This window comes from Mycolicibacterium llatzerense (genome assembly GCF_000878195.1).
Taxonomy (GTDB): domain Bacteria; phylum Actinomycetota; class Actinomycetes; order Mycobacteriales; family Mycobacteriaceae; genus Mycobacterium; species Mycobacterium llatzerense.
On sequence record NZ_JXST01000040.1, the window covers coordinates 38,907 to 57,521 of the forward strand.

14 protein-coding genes are annotated in these 18,615 nt (G+C 66.1%); all 14 read right to left on the minus strand.

The genetic code is table 11. The features are described from left to right. Positions 1-381: 381 nt before the first annotated feature. Positions 382-2,193, minus strand: coding sequence for an AAA family ATPase (locus TL10_RS23465; RefSeq protein ID WP_043987568.1), 1,812 nt, complete (start codon positions 2,191-2,193; stop codon positions 382-384). Continuing rightward, complete coding sequence (gene eccE, locus TL10_RS23470) at positions 2,190-3,890, minus strand: type VII secretion protein EccE (RefSeq protein WP_052506520.1); 1,701 nt, start codon at positions 3,888-3,890, stop codon at positions 2,190-2,192. Before eccE ends, TL10_RS23465 begins: the two co-directional genes overlap by 4 nt. Before the next feature lie 2 nt (positions 3,891-3,892). Continuing rightward, positions 3,893-5,350, minus strand: a complete 1,458-nt coding sequence (mycP, locus tag TL10_RS23475) for a type VII secretion-associated serine protease mycosin (RefSeq protein WP_043987569.1) — start codon at positions 5,348-5,350, stop codon at positions 3,893-3,895. Continuing rightward, entirely contained in the window at positions 5,347-6,858 is a 1,512-nt protein-coding gene (gene eccD / locus TL10_RS23480) for a type VII secretion integral membrane protein EccD (protein ID WP_043987570.1), read from the minus strand. Before eccD ends, mycP begins: the two co-directional genes overlap by 4 nt. Then, complete coding sequence (locus TL10_RS31025; RefSeq protein WP_234711525.1) at positions 6,855-8,591, minus strand: MinD/ParA family ATP-binding protein; 1,737 nt, start codon at positions 8,589-8,591, stop codon at positions 6,855-6,857. Before TL10_RS31025 ends, eccD begins: the two co-directional genes overlap by 4 nt. Before the next feature lie 117 nt (positions 8,592-8,708). Next, positions 8,709-9,599: an ESX secretion-associated protein EspG gene (locus TL10_RS23490; protein WP_043987571.1), complete on the minus strand. Its 891-nt coding sequence runs from the start codon at positions 9,597-9,599 to the stop codon at positions 8,709-8,711. 140 nt (positions 9,600-9,739) lie between these two features. Next, complete coding sequence (locus TL10_RS23495; protein WP_043987572.1) at positions 9,740-10,024, minus strand: WXG100 family type VII secretion target; 285 nt, start codon at positions 10,022-10,024, stop codon at positions 9,740-9,742. A gap of 58 nt (positions 10,025-10,082) precedes the next feature. After that, positions 10,083-10,397: a hypothetical protein gene (locus TL10_RS23500; RefSeq protein WP_043987573.1), complete on the minus strand. Its 315-nt coding sequence runs from the start codon at positions 10,395-10,397 to the stop codon at positions 10,083-10,085. 76 nt (positions 10,398-10,473) lie between these two features. Further along, positions 10,474-11,706 carry a PPE domain-containing protein gene (locus tag TL10_RS23505; protein WP_043987574.1) on the minus strand — a complete coding sequence of 411 codons (1,233 nt, stop codon included), beginning with the start codon at positions 11,704-11,706 and terminating at the stop codon, positions 10,474-10,476. Positions 11,707-11,738: 32 nt separating this feature from the next. Further along, the gene (locus tag TL10_RS23510; RefSeq protein ID WP_043987575.1) at positions 11,739-12,044 is read right to left on the minus strand and encodes a PE domain-containing protein; all 306 of its coding nucleotides are present in this window, start codon (positions 12,042-12,044) and stop codon (positions 11,739-11,741) included. A 245-nt stretch (positions 12,045-12,289) separates the two neighbouring features. Beyond that, complete coding sequence (gene eccCb / locus TL10_RS23515; protein WP_043987576.1) at positions 12,290-15,235, minus strand: type VII secretion protein EccCb; 2,946 nt, start codon at positions 15,233-15,235, stop codon at positions 12,290-12,292. A 15-nt stretch (positions 15,236-15,250) separates the two neighbouring features. Further along, positions 15,251-16,408: a hypothetical protein gene (locus TL10_RS23520; RefSeq protein WP_043987577.1), complete on the minus strand. Its 1,158-nt coding sequence runs from the start codon at positions 16,406-16,408 to the stop codon at positions 15,251-15,253. Positions 16,409-16,411: 3 nt separating this feature from the next. Beyond that, a complete protein-coding gene (gene eccB / locus TL10_RS23525) occupies positions 16,412-17,926 on the minus strand; it encodes a type VII secretion protein EccB (RefSeq protein ID WP_043987578.1) in 1,515 nt (504 codons plus the stop codon). Positions 17,927-17,958: 32 nt separating this feature from the next. Continuing rightward, the coding region (locus TL10_RS23530; RefSeq protein WP_131630795.1) for a C40 family peptidase at positions 17,959-18,615 on the minus strand (657 nt) is incomplete at its 5' end.

Here is an 18,615-nt window from a genome sequence, read left to right on the forward strand (position 1 = left end):
TTCCCACTGGAAACCGCGAACACCAGGTAACCGTGCACCATTTGTGCGCGGCCCGCGCTTTGACGCCGCTACCGCCGAACACCACACCCGCAACACTCCTGCGTAACGTCCAGCCTTGAGGTGCACGGTCGCCGAGGCGACGTGCGGGACGTGGCCCGGCAGTTACCGGCCGCGCACTTCGAGCAGTCGGTCGAGTAATTCGTCGGCGGTTCGATTCCACTTCGCGGCGCGGTCGCTATCGCCAGCCGCCACGTAGCGAGTAGCCACTCCCCGAGCGACCTGCAACCGTCCCTCAAGCTGCTGCCTTTGCAGATCTGCGTTCTCATATGTCGGAGAGCCAGCACCGTACGCGCTGGATTCGATGCGGCCCACTGTCTGCTCCTAGATGAAGTTCTTGTACTCGGCCGGCAGGGTCGCGTACAGGCCGTCGGCCAAGTCGTCTTCGGTGATGAGGGTGACCGCGTCGTCCGGGATATCGGACCCGATGTCCGGATCGGCCATGTCGACAGCGTCGAGGCCGAAACTGTCCATCATGCGCAGGTTCCGGATGGTGATGGCGCGTTCGACGATGTTGCGGGCGAATCGACCGTTGTTGAGCTCGTCGATTCCCCGGATGGTGTCGCCGTCCTCGGTGATGGTGATCTTGTTGTACAACTTGGTGAATGGCTCCATCAGGACGCGGGCTAGGGCGCCTGGATGAACGGTGCTGTCGCCGTGCTTGATGATCGACGCGGTGATCTCCAGCAGGACATCGGGCGGATACGTCTCGAACCGGATGGTTGTGGAGAACCGGCCCTGAAATCCGCGGTTGTAGTCGATGACTTTTTGGACCGCCGCCGGGTAGCCCGCGGCAATCAAAACCGCCTTGTCCCTGTTGTTTTCCATCCACGGGACGATCGCACCGATGATGGCCTGGCCGATCGGGTCGCCGCCGGCGAACCCACCGTGCAAGAGCTCATGGAACTCGTCGAACAGCACCACGCCGCCGAGCGCTTTCTCAAGCATCGTGCTGGTCTGGAACTCGACATCACCGACGTGTGGCCCCGCCAGCTTCTCCTTGCTCGTCTCTTCGACTTTCGAGGTTGGCAGCACACCGAGCCCGCAGAGCGTCTTCGCGATCGCCTTGGATGTCTCGGTCTTGCCCACTCCGGGCGGACCGGTCATGAGCAGGTGGTTACTGATCACCGGGTTGCGTAAGTTCTTGCGTTCCCGCACGATTCGCGCCAGCGTGTTCGCTTTGAGCATGCGAACCTGGTTCTTGACGTCATCAAGGCCGACCATGCGGTCCAACGTCGCTTGGGCTTCGGCGAGCTGTGCGCGGGCGTCGGCCGCGTCCTTGTCGTCTTGCCGCTGCTGGGGGGTGCGCCCGGTAGCCGGGTCCCAGGGATCGTCGCGGGTTTCGATGGTGGCCTGATCGACGACGGAGATGCCGAACGTCGGGTCCGCAAGGGCGGTACGCGCCAGTTCGTAATCCGGCCAGCGCAGCAGCACATCGCCCAGAATCGTGCGGGCGGTGTCCTCATCGCCTTGTGCTCGGGCGATCATGGCCCGCAGATAGGTGCCGTCACGTGCCACCGGGTCTTCGTGGACCGCGGTGTTGAGAGGGAAGGGCGAATCGGTGGCGGCGTCCACCGCGGCGCTGGCCCGGTCGAACTTGCCAAGGTGCGCGGCTGCTTTGGCTTCCAACAGGGCACTCGACCGTGACAGCACGTCATCGTGCGTCCAGGCTTCACGCCCGGCCAGGGCGGTGAGCACGTCCGGCCAGCGTTCGGTCATCTGCATCAGGACAGCACGGGTGAACTGGACCCGCGGGTCGGTGCGCAGCCCGGCCAGCACTCGGCTGGCTTCGTCGAACTTGCGGTCTGTGAGCAGAAGGCTGACATAGGCCAGCCGCGCCGTGGTGACATCGCTGATGGCCCAGGTCACGTATTCGACGCTGAACGTCACATCCAACTGCCCAAGGGTGACGCCGGCGCCGCTGATGCGCAGATCCGAGCCCAGCCGGTCGCTGGTCTCGGCGAGCTTGCACACCGTGCCGACCGACCAGTCGCCGGCGGCCATCCGCGCCAGCCAAGCGTCTGCCATTCCAGGATCGTCTTCGGTGGCCAGGCGCAGCACTTCCAGCGCCTTGCGGGGATTGGTGGTCAAGGCCTTGACCCCTGCGCGTAGTGCTTGAATGCTCCGAGGACTCATCGGCCGGGACTCCCGTTGGTTTGTACGCGCAGGTGGGACAGGATGTGGGCTTCGTTGCGGGGGCGCATGATGCCCAGCTCAATAGGCCGCGATCGTGCGGGAGTGTCGATGGCAATCCGGTTGGCGCCGATCTGACGGATGCGAATGTCCGAATCCGAGGGCAGCGCTTCACCGACCGGCAGGACCGTGACCAGGGAGTGTCCGCGTTCGCCGCTTTCGCGCAGCACCCGCTGAGGCTCGGCTCCGTCGGCCACGATGAGGGTGGCGGTCGCGGACCGTTCCTGGCCCCGGGCCATGGCGATACGCAAGTCATCGCAGATCGGCCGCCACAGCCCCGGCCGCTCGGTGTGAATCTCGGCGGTGCAGCCCGCCGACGTCGCGCGCAGCACCAGCGCTTGCACGACGTCGAGGTCGGCGGCGACCGCGACGCGGAGAAACTTGACCGGATCGGTCCACGACATCAGCAGTGGCACACCCGAGAGTTCGGCCATGCCGTGCAGGAACCCGGTCGGGCCGACCTGGACGGCCAGCGGCGCGCCCAGGGGCCGGGTCGACAGCGGAAGGCTCATGGATCGGTCCCCCATCGGCAGGGTCGCGGCCAGCGCCTCGAATGCCTGCCCCGGTACCGTCTTGAGTGTCGAGAGCGGTGGATGGGTTTGCGGTGCGCTGGTGTGGATGCGCACCAACGCGCCGACGAGGAGCTCACCGGTCTGCTTATCGCGCGTGATCCGCACCAGCACAACGGTTTTGGTTGACCGGATGGTCCAGAGGTCATTGAGGACGCGGGTGCTCAGGTCCGCGCCGGACATCTGATACGGCGTGACATAGTCGTTGCCCAGCTTCAAATCGGTCCACCCTTCCTCATAGGCGGACAGCTCCCGGCCGCCGAGCAGTGCCGTGGTCGTGGCGGTGATCTGTTCGACGCTGCAGGTGGTTGCGCGGCATCCAGATCGGACGACGGCTTGCCGGATGCGTTCGGTTGCGGCGGCGATGGCTTCACCGACGTCGCCGCGGTAGCGCAGAGCGTCCAGGCAGCCGGTGGGGCGCAGGCGCAGCACCAGCCAGGTCCGCCGGGAACCGACGGCCGAGCGGTCGCTGACCATCTCGTCGTACCGTGCGGTGAAGCGCCCATCGGGCGCGGTGCGGGCACCGTCGCTGAGCACATCCACCGACTCCAGCTCGAGTCCCCCGAACTGCTCGAGCAGCTCGCCGCACAATTCCAGCGGGACGGTATCGCGGGAGTCCGCGCCTTCGGACACCAGCACTGTGGGCGCGTAGGGACGGCCGTGCAGGGCGATCATCGCGATTGCGTACTGGCCATCCCAGGTCAGGGCGCTTGCCCCGACGCTGGGCAACTCAGTCGCGAACGGCGTGGGGACTGTTGCGCGGGATTCGCGGCGCCGCGCGCTGCGGCGGTTGCGATGCAGCCGCCAGGCCCGCGCCGCCCATTCGATCGCAGTGGCGCCCCGGTAGTTGAGTGCGGCAATCACGAGGACCAGCAGTGCGATCGGGATCAGTGCCCACCACGGTGCGACAGCCACCAAGGGGGCGGCCAGAACCGTGGCGAGCACCTCGGCGATGATGGCGCGGCGAATCGGCAGCCGCAGCTGCCATCGGGGCAGCCGGTGCCCGGGCTGGTCGTCGTTGAGGTCCTCAGCATCGAGGGTGCTCAGGTCGGTCACGTCCACTCTCGGCATGGTCACTGTCGGCGCTCCCTCATCACACGGCTAGCGAAGAACGCGGCCACCAGGACGGCGACGGCGATACTGGAGCCGGCGAGCGCGACGATCATCGGCCGTCGATCCGGCGGTGGCGGTGGTGGCGGTGGATGCAGCGGCCGAGTCAGGTGTTCGGCCGGTGTGGGCGGCCCCACCGGGACGTCATCGTTGATGGCGGCGAGTGCGTCGATCGCCCCGTAGCCCATCCGGTTGTCCACCACGGCGCCGCCGGCCACGTCCTGTGGTGCTGCCGCTGGGGAGTGCGCGGTCGCTTCGATGCGCGCGATCACTTGGGCGGCAGTCAAATTGGGGTATTTGGCGCGGATGAGTGCGGCCACGCCGCTGACGTACGGTGCGGCGAAGCTGGTGCCGTTGATGGCCTTGAGCACCCCCGCCTGCTCATCGAACGTCCCATTGATCACCGCGCCCTTACCGTCGAGTCCTTCGACGAAGGTGCCGGGCGCTGCGACGCCGACCCACGGGCCGGCCAGGCTGATTTCACGGCCCTGCTGATCGACAGCGGGCTGACCGCTGCCGTCGGTCGCAGACACCGAGAGCACATACTGCGAAAACCACGACGGCGTTGAGATGGTGACCACCCGCGCCCAGTTGCGGGGATCCTTCGTGCTGGTGGCATCGATGTCGGGATTCTGCGCGCAGCCTTGGTTGGCCAGGTTGCCCGCGGCCGCGACGATGACCATATCTTTCTCGACGGCGGCGTACCGGATCGCTGCGCCCAGCGTGGTTTGATCGACCGGCTTGAGGACCGGGATGCATGCCACGATGCTCATGTTGAGCACCTTGGCGCCCGAATTCGCAGCCAGCACAACCGCTTTCGCCAGCGAGGACACTGTTCCCGCCCGGCGGTCGTTCTCGACATCGGCCGAGGTCGGGTTGGCGGGCACGAACGCTTCGGACGACTGCCGGATCGAGATGATGTCGGCGTCCGGTGCCACACCGACCAGACCGTCGGTCTGGGATGGCTGGGCGCCCAAGATACTGGCCACCACGGTGCCGTGAGAGTCGCAGTCCTGCAACCCATTTGCCGCCGGGTCGACGTAATCGCCGCCGCCGTGGACGTGCGCCAACCGGGGCGGCGCACCCGGCGGTCCGGGCGCGACGTTGACTCCGGTGTCGATCATCGCGATGGTCTGCCCAGCGCCCCGCCCGGCGGAGCGCCACAAGGCGGGGATGTCCATGAACGCCTGGGATGCGGTCGGCGCTCCGAGGTCGGAATTGGGCAGCACCCCTGTGGGGGTGCATTGCTTTCTCTGCTGCAGCGGTTCAGCCGGGCCGACCGGATCGGGACTGGGTACCGCCCCCGGGTCAACGACCGGCGGGTTGACCGCCGCGGCGGTACCGGTCACCAACGGGCTGACCATCACCAGCGCACTGACCCCCGCAATGGCCAGCGCCTGGCCGCAACGCCGGCCGCTCATGCCCAGTTCCTGGCGAGCGCGTAGATGTTCAGCAGCCACAGCAACAGCGGCCACACCGCGGCCTGCAACGCGTACTCGAACCATTCGATGCCCTTGCGTACCGGCGCCGAGAACGCGCGCCGCGGCACGACAGCGGCAACCACCAGCGCTGACAGGCCGAGCGCGGCGACCAATCCGGCGACGATCAAGCTGACCGCCGGATTATGGCTGGACAGTGCATATTTCACGCCCAAGGCAGCACTCATCGCCAACGCCGTGCCCACGACGGTGACCGCAGCTGCCCGGTCGTCCAGTGCTCGGCCGCCGAAGACCAGAATCAGCGCAATCCCAAGCACGAAGCCCGTAGCCCATATCCAACGGCCCTGCCCCGGTGATACCGCGCCGGCAGCGCCGAGTACGAAGAAGGGAGCGATGGCGGCGACGATCGCCTGCAGATAACCGTTCGCGGCGACCTGCGCGCGACTGAGTTCGTCAACGCTCGGCGTTCCTTCCGTTTCTGCCGCCACCAGCGCCTCAGATGCCATCTCGTCCGCATCATCGAAGGTGAGCTTGCCCGTCACCGTGGGGAACGACGGCATCGGCACCCGTGCCAGCATGGCCGACAGCGCTTCGACCTTCTTGAGCACCACCAGCGCTGCCACCAGGGCACCGGTCCACAGGTAGATCATCGGTACGCCGAGCGCATGCAACAGACTCATCAGGCCCGCACCGATCGACACCATTGCCAGCCAGCACAGCAGGGCCGCCGGAGCCGGCCCCAGAACCCATAAGGCCACCGCCAGCACTGCGGTCAGCGCTGCCGCGAACACGACATTCCACGCCCCAGCCGGGCCGGGAACGGCGGTGTATCCCGCTGCGCCCGCAGTCACCAATGCCCCGGCCCACAACCCGTTGGCGACCACCGTGAGGTGCTGGCGCCACCAGGCGATCGCGCCCCCGGCCACCAGCAGCACCGCGATCGTCGCGCAGGCAACCGGCGGGACCAGCGGCCAGTACACCCCGACCGCATGAGCCAACGCCCACACCCGCACCAACAACGCCGAGACGAGCGCCGCTCCGATCGCCGCCGTGACCGCCGCCACCGTGGTGGCCGTCTGTGGCGTGACCGATTTGAAGCGTCGCGCATTGATGTCGGCGATGGCCGAGGACGCGTTCTCAATGACCGGCGTGAAGGAAACTTCGGCGTCTTCGACGTCGAGGATGAGCAGGGTGCCGTCGGTAACGCCCTGTTCACGCAGCGATTCGCCGCGTGCCAAGGCTGCGCCGCCGACGCGCTTGAGCACCACCTTGCCGGGGGTGATCATGTCCTGATCGTCACGCGGACGCAGCTCGTCGGCCTGGTCGATGACCTGTCGCAGCGCTTCGCTGACGACGGTGGCTACCACTTCGGTTGCCGGGAGCACCAGGTCGGTTTGCCGTCCGCCGTACAGCACCGCGACGCGGACCTGCTCGCGCAATCTGACATGGGCGCTGGGTTTGGTTCCGGCGCGTTCGGATGTCGCGGTCATCGGGGCTGACCGCCCTGCCAGCGACCGTCAGCTGGCCACTGGCCACCGCCGTGGCCCTGACCGCCGCCCTGCCATGGACCTTGGGCTCCGCCGTTCCATTGTCCGGGACCGGCGTGTGGCCCCGGACCCTGCCACGGGCCGCCGGGTGTGGGCGGCTGCGGCGCCCGCGGCGGTTGCACCGGCTGCTGGGGGTGCTGGGGTTGCTGGGGGGTGCGTTCGGCGGCTCGGGTGAAACCATCGGCCAGCGATGCCGCCGCTTCGACGTACGCCTGCCACGTCTGCGGCTGGAGCCGACTGATGTCGATGGCCACCGCATCGCTCAGATGCGGATCGAAACCGACAGTGTGAACTGAACGTACGACACGTTCGAAGTCCTTGTGCAGTTGCTTGACCTGTGCGCCGGCGTCAACCTTTTTGGTGTTGCTCACGATCACCACGGCCTCACGGACCAGGTGCGGATAGCCGTGCTCCATCAGCCAGTTCAAGGTGCGGCTGGCCGCTTTGGCCGAGTCCAGCGACGTCGTGGAGGGCACCACCAGCGCATCGACCGGCAGATAGTCCAAAATGGCTCGCGTCACATCATCCAGGTGCTGGGTACCGCAGTCGACGATCGCGATCGGATACAGCTTCTGCAGCCTGCCCCACGCCTCGTACAGATCCGTGCCCGACATCGGCACGGGGCCGGAATCCGAGCCGAGCACCTCCAGCCCCGAGTGCGAGTCTTTGCCCAGGTAGTTGCGGAAATCGCTGTAGTTGACGAGGTGCTGGTCGTTGTTGAGACCCCGCCAGGACTCGGTGGACGGTTCATCGATCCGCTCGGCCAGGTTGCCCGAGGCCGGATTTGCGTCGATGGCCACGACTTTCTCGTCGCGGTACTGCGCCAGGACGGCGCCGATGATGGCCGACGTCGTGGTCTTGGTGACCCCACCCTTCTCCTGCATGACCGCGATGACGTAGCGGCCCCGCAGGTTCACCTTGAGCCGCCGTTTCAGGTCATTCCAATGCGCTTCGCTCGCCGACAGGCCGAGGTTGATCCGGGTGGCCTTGTAGAGACCTTTGCGCCACCCGGTCTGTGGTACCGGCTTGTACGGCGCAACGACGTTGCTTTCGTGAATCTCCGCTCGCGTGCGGCCCACAGACTTTGCCGAATCGTCCAACAACTCATCGTCGCGGCGGGCGCCCACACCAGCGGGCCCGAACGGCGGCTGCGCAAAACCGGGTTGTCCACCCGGTTGCGGCGGCGGGGGCGGGCCCTGCTGCCACTGCGGCGCCGGCCATTGCGGGGCAGCAGGGGCCTGCTCCCGGGGGACGGGACGGTTCAGGCCGGGGTGTTGCGGCGGCGCGGGCTGGGGTGGCGCGGGCTGGTGCTGCGGCGCCTGCGGAGGTTGAGTGTGCCGGCCATGCTCGGGTTCGGGCTGCCCGTGTCGCGGCGTGCTGATCGGGGGAAACCCGCCGATGGTCGTCGGTTCGTCGGCACTGCGCCCAGGCCAGGGCGCGTCGGCGCCCCCGGGCGTCTGGGCGGCCAGTTCTTGGGCGGCCAGTTCTTCGGCCTCGCGCAGCACCCGCGCGTGCGTCGCCCGGTCGAGAATGTTGGTGCCCTCAGGATCGGCCGACAGGCCCAAGGGGTTCGGTTGGACTGATTCCGCGTCGGGTTCCTGTTCCCCGCCCTGCGGTGCCGACGATTCGTCCCCGACATACCGCGAGAGGAAATCGTCATCGTTGCTCTGGCTCACTGGCTCTCCCACAAGTTTCGTGCCAGAGCCGGTGGCCCGGACACCCCCAATATCCATACCGTCAAAATAACACAATTGAAGCAATAGAGGCAGTACGTAAACACATGAATTGTGTGTTTACTTGTACCGCGAGTGGCCCTCCCAGGTGGTCCCCACTGTCGCCAGCAGGGCACGCAGCGCGCTCCCGCCGGCATCTGCGGTACCAGGCACAATCTGGGTCCACCACGTCCGGTCCTCCCCGACGACGGGTCCGGTGACAATGCGGCCCTCGGTGGTGTCGGTGACCGCGACCGATGCCAGTGCGAAGTGATCACCCCGGGCATCGTGCACCTGCAACGCGAAACCCACCTCCATCAGCGGTTCATCGGCGGCCAGCGTCAGGATGCGCCGCTGTTCGGGGGTCAGGTCCATCGACCCGAGCGCCGCAGCCGGGGTGTGGTCGCCCTGCACGATCTTGTTCAAGCCATCCAGTAGCGCCGCGGTGCGCACGGTGACCGGGGCGAAGGCGGCAGGGGCGACCGGGCCGAACCCCCGGTCGCACAGATCCATGATCCGCTCGAACAACACACGCATCGATGGCACCGAGCCGACTTCCTCGATCGTGACGTTGTCAGCGTTACCGGGGCCGCCACGGGAAATCGCCGCATGCTTACCGTCGCGCCGCGCGATCACCATCCGGAGGCATTCGACGCCGGGGCGGCGCACATCGACCACCAAGGCGATGTCGGGGGCGCTGAGGATTTCCAGCCACCGCGCCACGGTCGGATGCACCTCGTCGTCCTCGGTGATCGCGCCGGCCTCGCGAAGAATCGGAATGCCTGGGTGCCACGTGGGCCGGCCTGAAGCAGAAACGTAGGGACGCAACAGCATCGACGGTGGAAGGTGCTCGATTCCGCACAACGCCTGCAGCAACCACGTGCCTTCGCACGTGGTCTCAATGGCGGTGATCGGCCGTGGGCCGCGCGGAGCGGCGGCCTGTCGCTTGATGAAAGTCGGTGGGCGCGTCATCGTGCGGCTGCTTTCTCTGTGCTGTCCTGGCGTGGTCCCGGCCGTGTTCACGCAACGGCCCGGCAAAGGAAACTGGAAGTGGCCGTTTCCGGCGTATCCAGCCCTTCGCCGGGCCGCAGGTGAATCGACCAGCAGGTCAGTTAAACGTACTGACCTGCCGACTTCTGGTCGGCGTGGGTCATCTCCTCGTTGGCCTGCATCAGCACCTTGCCCGCCTGCTGGATGGTCGCCTGGGACTGCGCGTACTTCTGGTTGACCGCGGTGATCGCGGCGTTGAACGCCGCGCTACCGGCGCCGCCGAAGTTGTCGGCGTTGGCCTGCACCGTTGCGATGCTGCGCTGGTGGTTCTGCTCGGTCCGGTCGGCGGCATGGCCAATCTGGGCGGCGACTTCGGCGATCGCCGGTGTTGCGTAATGAATCAGCACGGGAATGTCCTTTCGATGAACGTGTGTGTTGGTTGTTCTGGGTAGCGAGCGGGTCGGGCTAGACGATCAGGTTGCTGATGCCGCTGATCATCGACGCGCCGTCGTCGTCGGCCGTGCTCAAGATGTGGCCGTTGTTGCTCATCTTCTGAGAGTGGTCGGCGAACGTGGTGCTGAACTGCTGCCCCTGGTGCTGCAGCTGCTCGCCGACCATCTGCATGGCCTTGCCGGCGCCGCCTTTCATCGCGGTGGACAGAGTCTCCATCGAGGCGCCCAGCGCGTTCATGATCGAGGCCTGCTCGTCCGAGATTTCCTGAAGTGAGCCGGAATCCCGGCCGATGCCTTCAAGATCACCGAAAATGGTGGAGTCGCTCATGTCTGATATGTCCCTTCATAGCTGTAGATGAATCGTTGATCGGTGCGGTTACCCGCCTGGTTTGTGCGTCGGTTCATCACGACGGCCGTGTGATGCCCTCCTCCCCCCGGAAAACCGCCCCCGAACCGCCGGTAATGACCGGCACGGTTGCTGGCGCACGGTAAAGCGAGGCCAGCGACGCCAGCGGGGTGCTGCGGCGCTCTTTGCCTGCGTCCTGTTTGTCCTGCTCGCCACCGCGAGCTGCCATCGGCCCCATCATCGCGCCGCTGCTGCCCATCCCCGCGGTGCTCGCCGGTGCCCCCGAAGCCATGCGCGCCTCAGTGAGACGCGATACCGTCGCCTCCGGATTGGCCGTGGCGGCGTTGATGGTCGGAGCCGACGCAAAGCCGGCCGGCCCCCGAAATGCACTCAGACCACCCAAACCACCTCCGCCTCCCCCGCCGGCGCCGCCCAGCCCGGAGACCAGGTTGGCCGCCACAGGGCCGCCGGCACCGGGCGTGGCCGAGAGCCAATCCGCCGACATCGACGACGCCAAGGCGTCGGTGGTATTGCCGCCCATGCCGGTTTGCAGCATCTGCGTCAACGGGCCGAACGCCGACTGCCCCATCTGCCCGATACTGCTCAACGGTCCTCCGCCACCCAATTGGCTGCCCATCGACCCGACCTGCTGCAGCGGACCCATGAAGGCCTGGAGAGCCTGTTCGGGGCTGCTGGCCAGGTCTTCGGCTTTGTTGCTACTTGGTGTCGGCATCGAGGGCATGGACGCCGCGCCTTGGGTCGCCGGGGGTGGCGGCGGAAGCGGAGGAATGGACTGCACGCCCGTCGCCGAGGCGGCGGCGTAGGCGTATTTGTTGCTGGCGGCCGTGACCCACATCCGCCCGTAGTTGGCGCGGTTGATCCCGATCAACGGGGTCAACATGCCCAGGAAGTTGTTGGCCTGCAGCACACCGTGTTCCGTCTGATTCTCCAACACCTCCCCGGGCGTGGGAGTGGCCGCTTTCAGGGTCTCAAATGCCAACGCTGTGGCGTGGATGGCGGCACTGGCCTCAGAAATCTGCCCGGCCGCCATCGCCTGCCACAGCATCAGCGGAACCTTCGACAGGACCGCCAGTTCCCCGGTCGGGTCCGGCCATGAGGCCGCCAGTGCGGCGTTGACCGCCTCCTGACCACCCAGGTTCGCGATCAGCCCCGAAGCCACGGCCACCAGGTTTTCAGCGGCAGCGATGAACGACTCCGCGCCCGGACCCAGCCAGAAACCAGCACTGTTGTCTTCCGGAGGGAGGGCTCCCCATGAACCTGGAGCAGTCATCGTTGCGCCTTAACCTTTTTCATCGACCGGTATCAGACGATGTCGCCGATGATCGCGTAGTTGAGGGCGTCGGTCAGGTCGGTGACCGCCGACGAAAGGCCCAGGGCCACACCATGTTCGGCGTGGAAGGCGGCCCCCGCTTCCAGCACCGCCGATGCCTGGCTGGCGAATTCGGCGATCTTGGCGGCGTTGGCGGCGGAAATTTCTTCAATGCCCGGGGGCACCACTGCCGCCGACGCGGCGGTCTGCCCGCCGTGGGCGGCCGCCTCGCCGGACAGGCCCGCCGCCATGCCCGAGGCGGCCATCACGGCTTCGGGTTCCAGAGAAATAAAGCTCATCACAACTCCTATGTTTGGTTGGACTTGCCGTCAGTGTACACACGACGATGCAAGTAATGGAATACGTAAACGCCTGATTGTTCACTCATGATGCAACCGGTGATGCTGGCTGCACCAACTGCCCAAAAACACCCCGATGGACACCCCCTACATCCGCCCTTACCACCATTATCCCAATACCTGCGCCATATTGCCGACACTAATTTTCTGACGCCCTACGCATCGAGCGCCGCGATCACGGGGCACTACTCGGCTGTCTCCACCAGCAGCGGAGGCAGCGCGATCTGCATGAGCTGGCCGCCGGCTTTGCGCTCGTACAGTTCGCCTCGCCCCGGTGCCCGCGACGCCGGTCGCACCTGGTCGATGATCTTTTCTGCCGGGTTTCCGTCCAGGACCACCACCGAGGCACCGGCGGTGTTCATGGCGCTGAGCAGTTTGTGCGACTGTCCCTTGGCGTACCAGTTGTCGATCGTGATCGACGCGATGATGTGCAGGTCCAGATTCTTCGCCGATTCGGCCGGCCCGACCAACGGCGCCGTCAGCGAGCTGTACGTGTTCGCCGGCGTGAGCAGGTGCAGGTCGTCGATGATGATGAACCATTTCGGCCGCACCACGTTCGCACGCCACTGCCGCAACTCGCGTGGATGCAGATTCGCCGGCGGCTTGCGCATCTCGAGCCGTTGCGCCAACTCGGCGCTGGCTTGAGCGATCTCCTTGTGCTGGTTCAGGTACACCGTGCGGTAACGGTCACTGATCGCGTCAGCCAGGTCCTCCGACGGATCGAACGCGATAATCTGCGCCTGTTCGGGGGTGTAGCGCTGCTGAATAGCGGCGCACACGGTCTGCAAGAACACACTGCGACCGGACCGCGAGGTTCCGGTGCACCACGCGTGAGGATACTGCTGCAGGTCCAGCCACACGGTGCTCATCTCCCGCTCGCCGATCCCCACCGGCAGCGCGTGTCGCGGCGCGGTAGTAGGCATCGGCGGCAGCTCATCGAAGTCGACCTCGGGCGGCAGCTGCCGCAGCCGCGGCGCGGGACCGAACCCACGGGCGGCCCACTCGGCTGCCACGGCCTTGGCGGTCGCCTCCGTCGCCTCGGTGTCACTGAGCTCGCTGAACTCCGACAGATACGGCACCGCAACCAGCATGTGATTGCCGGAGGCGACCAGGCCCCGGCCTTTCTGCTTGCTGGGCACATCCGCGGCGGCCTGCCGGTCCATCTTTGAGTCGGATTTGTCGCCTAGCTTCAGTTCAACTTTGGCCAGCAGCTTGTCCTCGTTTTTGATCGTCAGCCACTTGTCGTTGGCGATGATGACATGCACGCCGAAACTCAAGGACCCGTCCGCCAGCGCGATGATCCGGTCGTGGATGTCGAGCATTTCCGTCTTGAGCTTGCTGATGTTGTCGACGACCAGAAACACGTCGCCGTGCTGGTCATCGGGCACCGGCATCTTGTTCGGGCCGAACTTGGCCGCCCGGTACCGCGCCAGGTCCAAGCCCGACTCGCCAAAACGTCCCCATTCGCGCTTGCGGTTACGCAGAATCCGCTCGACCTCAGAGACCACCCGACCGATTCGCTCATCGTCGCCGGTCGCTGCGATACCGCTGACATGGGGAAGGCTGGCCAGGCTCGCCAGCTTGCCACCGCCGAAATCAAGGCCGTAAAACTGCACCCGCGCAGGGGAATTGGCCATCGCCAACGACATGATCAACGTCCGCAGGGCCGTGGACTTGCCGGCCTGCGGCGCCCCAGCCACACCACCATGGGTGCTACCCAAGTCGACCGCGACGACATCCTGAGAATGCCAGTACCAGTCGTCTTCCCGGCCGTACGGCGCCACCAGGCCCGAATCTTCGGTGAAATCCTGCCAACGCTCCCGGTGCCAGTACTCGGTGACGATCTCGTCGATCGGCAGCTTCTCGGTTTCTTCCAGGTCGGGCTTCCACATCCGGTGCCCGCGTGGCAAGGTACGCGCGGCCTCGCAGATGCGGTCGACCATCAGTTGGTCGACTGTCTGCACCACCGCCTCGGCGACGTCGGACTCATCAAACTCGTCCTCGTCCTCCATCCCGATCGTGTCGGGCAACGCGGACATCGCACTGGTGAATTTGGTGACCGGCAGATACTGGCCTTCGGCGCGATCCCGTTCCGCTGCACTGATTTTCGGCGGTGTGTACGGACCGGAGGAGTAGAAGGCACGGTAGCGGGTGTGGTCGTCGTCGACGACCAGGAACGCCGATCCCGGCGGGGCGTCTTTGCTCTTGAATTCGTCGTACGCCCGCGTTGAACCGATCGCGGCGCGCGAGTCACCGGCGGTTTTCACCTTCATACCGATCGCGAACTGCTGCTGCGAGTGCATGCCCTGCGCCTTGCCGCCCTCCACGCGCTGGGAAGCGTTGAGAATGTGAATCCACAACGAACGCCCCAGCCGGGCGACCTCGTCCATCGTGCCGCCCATCTCCGGGAGCAACACCAGCATCTGGGCGAACTCATCGAGGACCAGCACCAGCGCGCCGATCGGCTCCAAATCGGTGCGGCCCGCGGCGCGGGCCGCCTCATACTCGCGCACACCCTTGAAGCCCGCAGCCTTCAACATCTCCTGGCGCCGACCCAACTCGCCACGCAACACCGACTGGAATCGAACCAGCTTGTGCCGGCTGCCTTCCAGGTTCGACACGAGGCCCTCAACGTGCGGCAATCGTTCCAGATCACCCAGACCAGACTCACCCTTGAAATCGCCCAGCAGAATCCGCAGCTGCTCGGGCGAATGGGTAGCGCACAACGCCAGCACCAGCGACTTGAGGTGTTCGGATTTGCCGGAGCCGGTGATGCCGACCATCAGCCCGTGCGGGCCCATGCCCGCCTCAGCGGCCTCCTTCAAATCGAGTTCTGCGACCACGCCCGCTGGGGTCTTACCGAGGGGAGCTCTCAGCCGGCGTGCGGGGGTCAGTTCATTCCAGGTCAGCCGCGGATTCCACGTTCGCAAGTCGAAAATGTTCAGCGCATCGGTGAAGTCCTGGCCCGCACGCGCCTGAGCCGCCTGCTGGGCCAACAACTTCTCGGCCTCGTCGGTCGGGGTGTACTGGGCCAGTGAACGGGCCAATGCTTCGGCTTCGTAGATGGGCATGACATCCGGAACCGCGGCAAAACGCAGCCCGGACGGTACTTCCTTGGTGATGGCAACCATCGCGAGAATTCCCCCTTATGCTTTCGCTGCTTTGAGCAGATTGACCGTGCCGTGCTCATCGGCCGCCACGAAAAACGCCGTGTCACCGGTAGCCAACACACTGAGCTCGTCACCGGTCGCTTCGAGCACCGACAACCCCATCCGGCCCTCTTCGGTCAAAATCGGCGTGGCATTGGCTCCGGGCAGGTCCAGCACGACCACCAGCCAACGCTCGGGCGACTCGCCGCCCTCCTGCCGCGCTTGAAACGGCCGCCGCGACGCCAACGACGACTCGAAGCGCTCCATGAATGCCCCCACGTCCGAGAACATGAGCCTCGCCGGCCCACAAGCGTCGACAAACTCGTCATCGCCCACGTGCGGTAGCCATTTCGCCCAATCCCAGGCCTGCATGTCATCGGTGATGATGGCGACCTGTACGTCGTCAGGTCCGTGGAACACGCACAGCTGGCATACCATCGCGCGCAGAATCCCCTGCACCGTCTCGCGCAGCTCCGGTTCGGCGAAAAAGCTCCAGCCACGCTGATCAAACAGGTGCAGCGGCCGGGGAACATCGTGGATGACGTTCTGGGCACGCAGCAGATCACGGGCTGCCACCGTGGTGACCGTCTCCCGGAATTCCGGTGGCGGAACTTTCGTCGGCGGAAGGAGTTTGGTCTGTAGCCGGGTGATTCCGACACCCATGCGCACGTGACCGAAATTGCGGGCATCGGGGGTGCGCTCCCACATCCGGTCGGTGCCCACCAAGGTGCCCAGCGAGCCGTCCTGCGGGGTGGGATGGTGGTAGGAGATTTCGGTTGCCTGCGCGCGGCCCGCTTCATGAATCTTGACCCGCTGCTCGTCGATTCCACGCAAGTACACCGCGCGGTCTTGGTTCAGCGCTGCACCGTGGTCCTTTTTGCCGTTGGAGCCCATTCGGTTACGCATCATGCCGACCATCGACACCAGCATCATCGGGAAGATGAAGAACGAGGCTCCTGAAAGTTGGCGCGCGCCAGACAAATACAGCGACACCATCAGCACGACCGCCGCGACCACAAACATGACGACCCACACCCAGGTCGGCGGTTTCGCCGGCGCCGGGCGGGTGATTTCGGCGGGGTCGGCGATCTGGATCGCTTCCTGCGGAACGAAGGGCGTACTGACTTCCTGCCGAATGAAACCGGTTGTACTCACGTGTTACGCACCTGCCTTCGGGGTCTGGATCGGCGCCGCGTTCTGGTCGGGCATCAAGGTGTCATGCTGGGTGAGGGCGGCCGACTTGGACAGGGCCGGGCCAGCGGGCAGCCACTTGATCACCGCCCACGGCGCCGGCGTCGGCGTCACCTTGCCTTTGTCCAGTCCCAGCGCCTGACGACTCTGGTCATCGCCGTTCGATCCCGCCGCAGGCACGCCGAATCGGGTTCCGTTGTTCCCGATGAACCACAGGCTTTCGCCGCGTTTGGAATCGGCCTGCACGCCCGTGACCTGTACATAGTTGGCCGCGTCCGGGCTGACATAGACCTCATCTGCGGTGTTGGGTCCGGCGCTGATGAACGGCACGACGCGGCGCTCATCGCCGACCGGGATCGGCAGCCGCCGCCCCGACACCGTCGAAACCTGCGCCTGCGGTTCGCCGTTGGTACGACGCCACGTCACGCACGTCACCGGCTCATTGGTCTTGTCGAGCAGCTTGACCAGCCCCGGCGGATACACGCTCGTGTCGAACCCGACCGCCTGCGGCATCGCCGTCAGCGCCGCCGATTTGGCCACCATCACCTGCGCGCCCGGCACCACCGCGGCGTTGATGATCATGGTGGCCACCGTCTGAGGAATGCGCTGCACCCCGGCGGGCAGGGCAACGAAGAACTGCGGATCACCGGTGACGTCAGACACTTTCATGACGCTCCCCGACACCAACGGCAATGCCGCACTGGCGTAACTGACCGGCCCGCCCGGTGTCGGGATGTCCGGAACCCGCAGCGGAGCCGTCGGCGCCAATGCCTCGTACAGGGCGCGCGACATCGCCGCCGGGTGCAGGTCGCCGACCGGCAGCCCCAGCGCCAGCGTGACCGGCTTGTCCGCCAGGTCGATCGCCGACCGATGGCCATCGGCGACCAGGAAGTTCTCCCCGCCGTAGGTCATCAGCGCCGCCTCAGGAGAGACGATGGTGTGCGCCCAGTCCCCCATCGTGGCGAGGCCGTCGATCACGGTGGTCCGCGGAATGACCTGGGAGCCTTGCGATCCCAGCTTGTCGCACAGTGACCACCCGGTGTCGCCAGGGCTGCGGACCCCCAGATCATCCGGAGCGCCCTGAATGCCCAGGATCGGCCCGATCGGCTGTTTGAGGATTTCCGACATCGGCACCAACGTCGGGTCCTGGGCCTGACCGGTGATCAGCCGGGCACTTGCTTTGTTGAGCACCGGATGCCACGTGCCGCCCACATCGACATAGACACCGTTGGAGCCACGCGCCTCCACCATGCTCGACTTGCCGATCTGACCCTGCGGCTTGATGAACGCAATGACGCAGCAGATCCCCACGATCACAATCGACGCCACGAAACTCACCCGCAACGCGGCGATCGAGTTCTTCGACGGATCGTGCACCAGGCGCACATTGCGCCGGCCGATGGCCACCGCAATCCGGTGGCGCAGGAATCGCCACGCCGAAACCTGCTCTAATGACGCATAATTCAAACCGCCCGGCGGCATCTGTCTCCCCTTTTCCCCTTCAAACGCTTTGTCTATGCGGCCCGTCTGACCTCGAATGAGCCAGAGGGCCAACGTCCGATCCTCACGGGCACACCCCGCTGCGGTGCCTCCACCGTCTGGTGGTCGTTCATCACCAGCATCACGTGCTGCCACGCCCCGTCCTGCCGGTTGCACAGCAGAATGTCGCCCGGCTGCGCCTGATTCGGCGGCACGCGCACACCCCAGTTCGTCATGTCGTACGTGGTGCGCGGAATCGCGATCCCCGCCTTGTGATAGGCGTACTGCACCAAACCCGAGCAATCCATACCGACGCCAGGCTTCTCCCCGCCCCACTCATACGGCACGCCCAGCTGAGTCAATGCGTTGTGCACGATCTGATCCCCCACCGCGCCGCCGCCCCCGTTGCTGCGCACCATGCCCGCCAGCTCGGTACTTCCGTTCCCCTCACCGCCCGGACCGGACTGACGGGCCGCGCCGCTGAACAGGTTTCCGAGTGCGCCCAGGGGTGCCAGGGGCATGCCGCCGCCCATGGGGAAGCCGCCGCCCATGCCGCCCATCGGCATCTGGGGAAGTTGCGGCATCGCCGGCATCGCCGGCATCGTCGCCATCGCCGGGGCAGCCCCGGCGGGCGGGTGCCCGATGCCCTGATAGCCCGCGGCGTTCGCGTTGGCTGACGCAGCGTGGGTGGA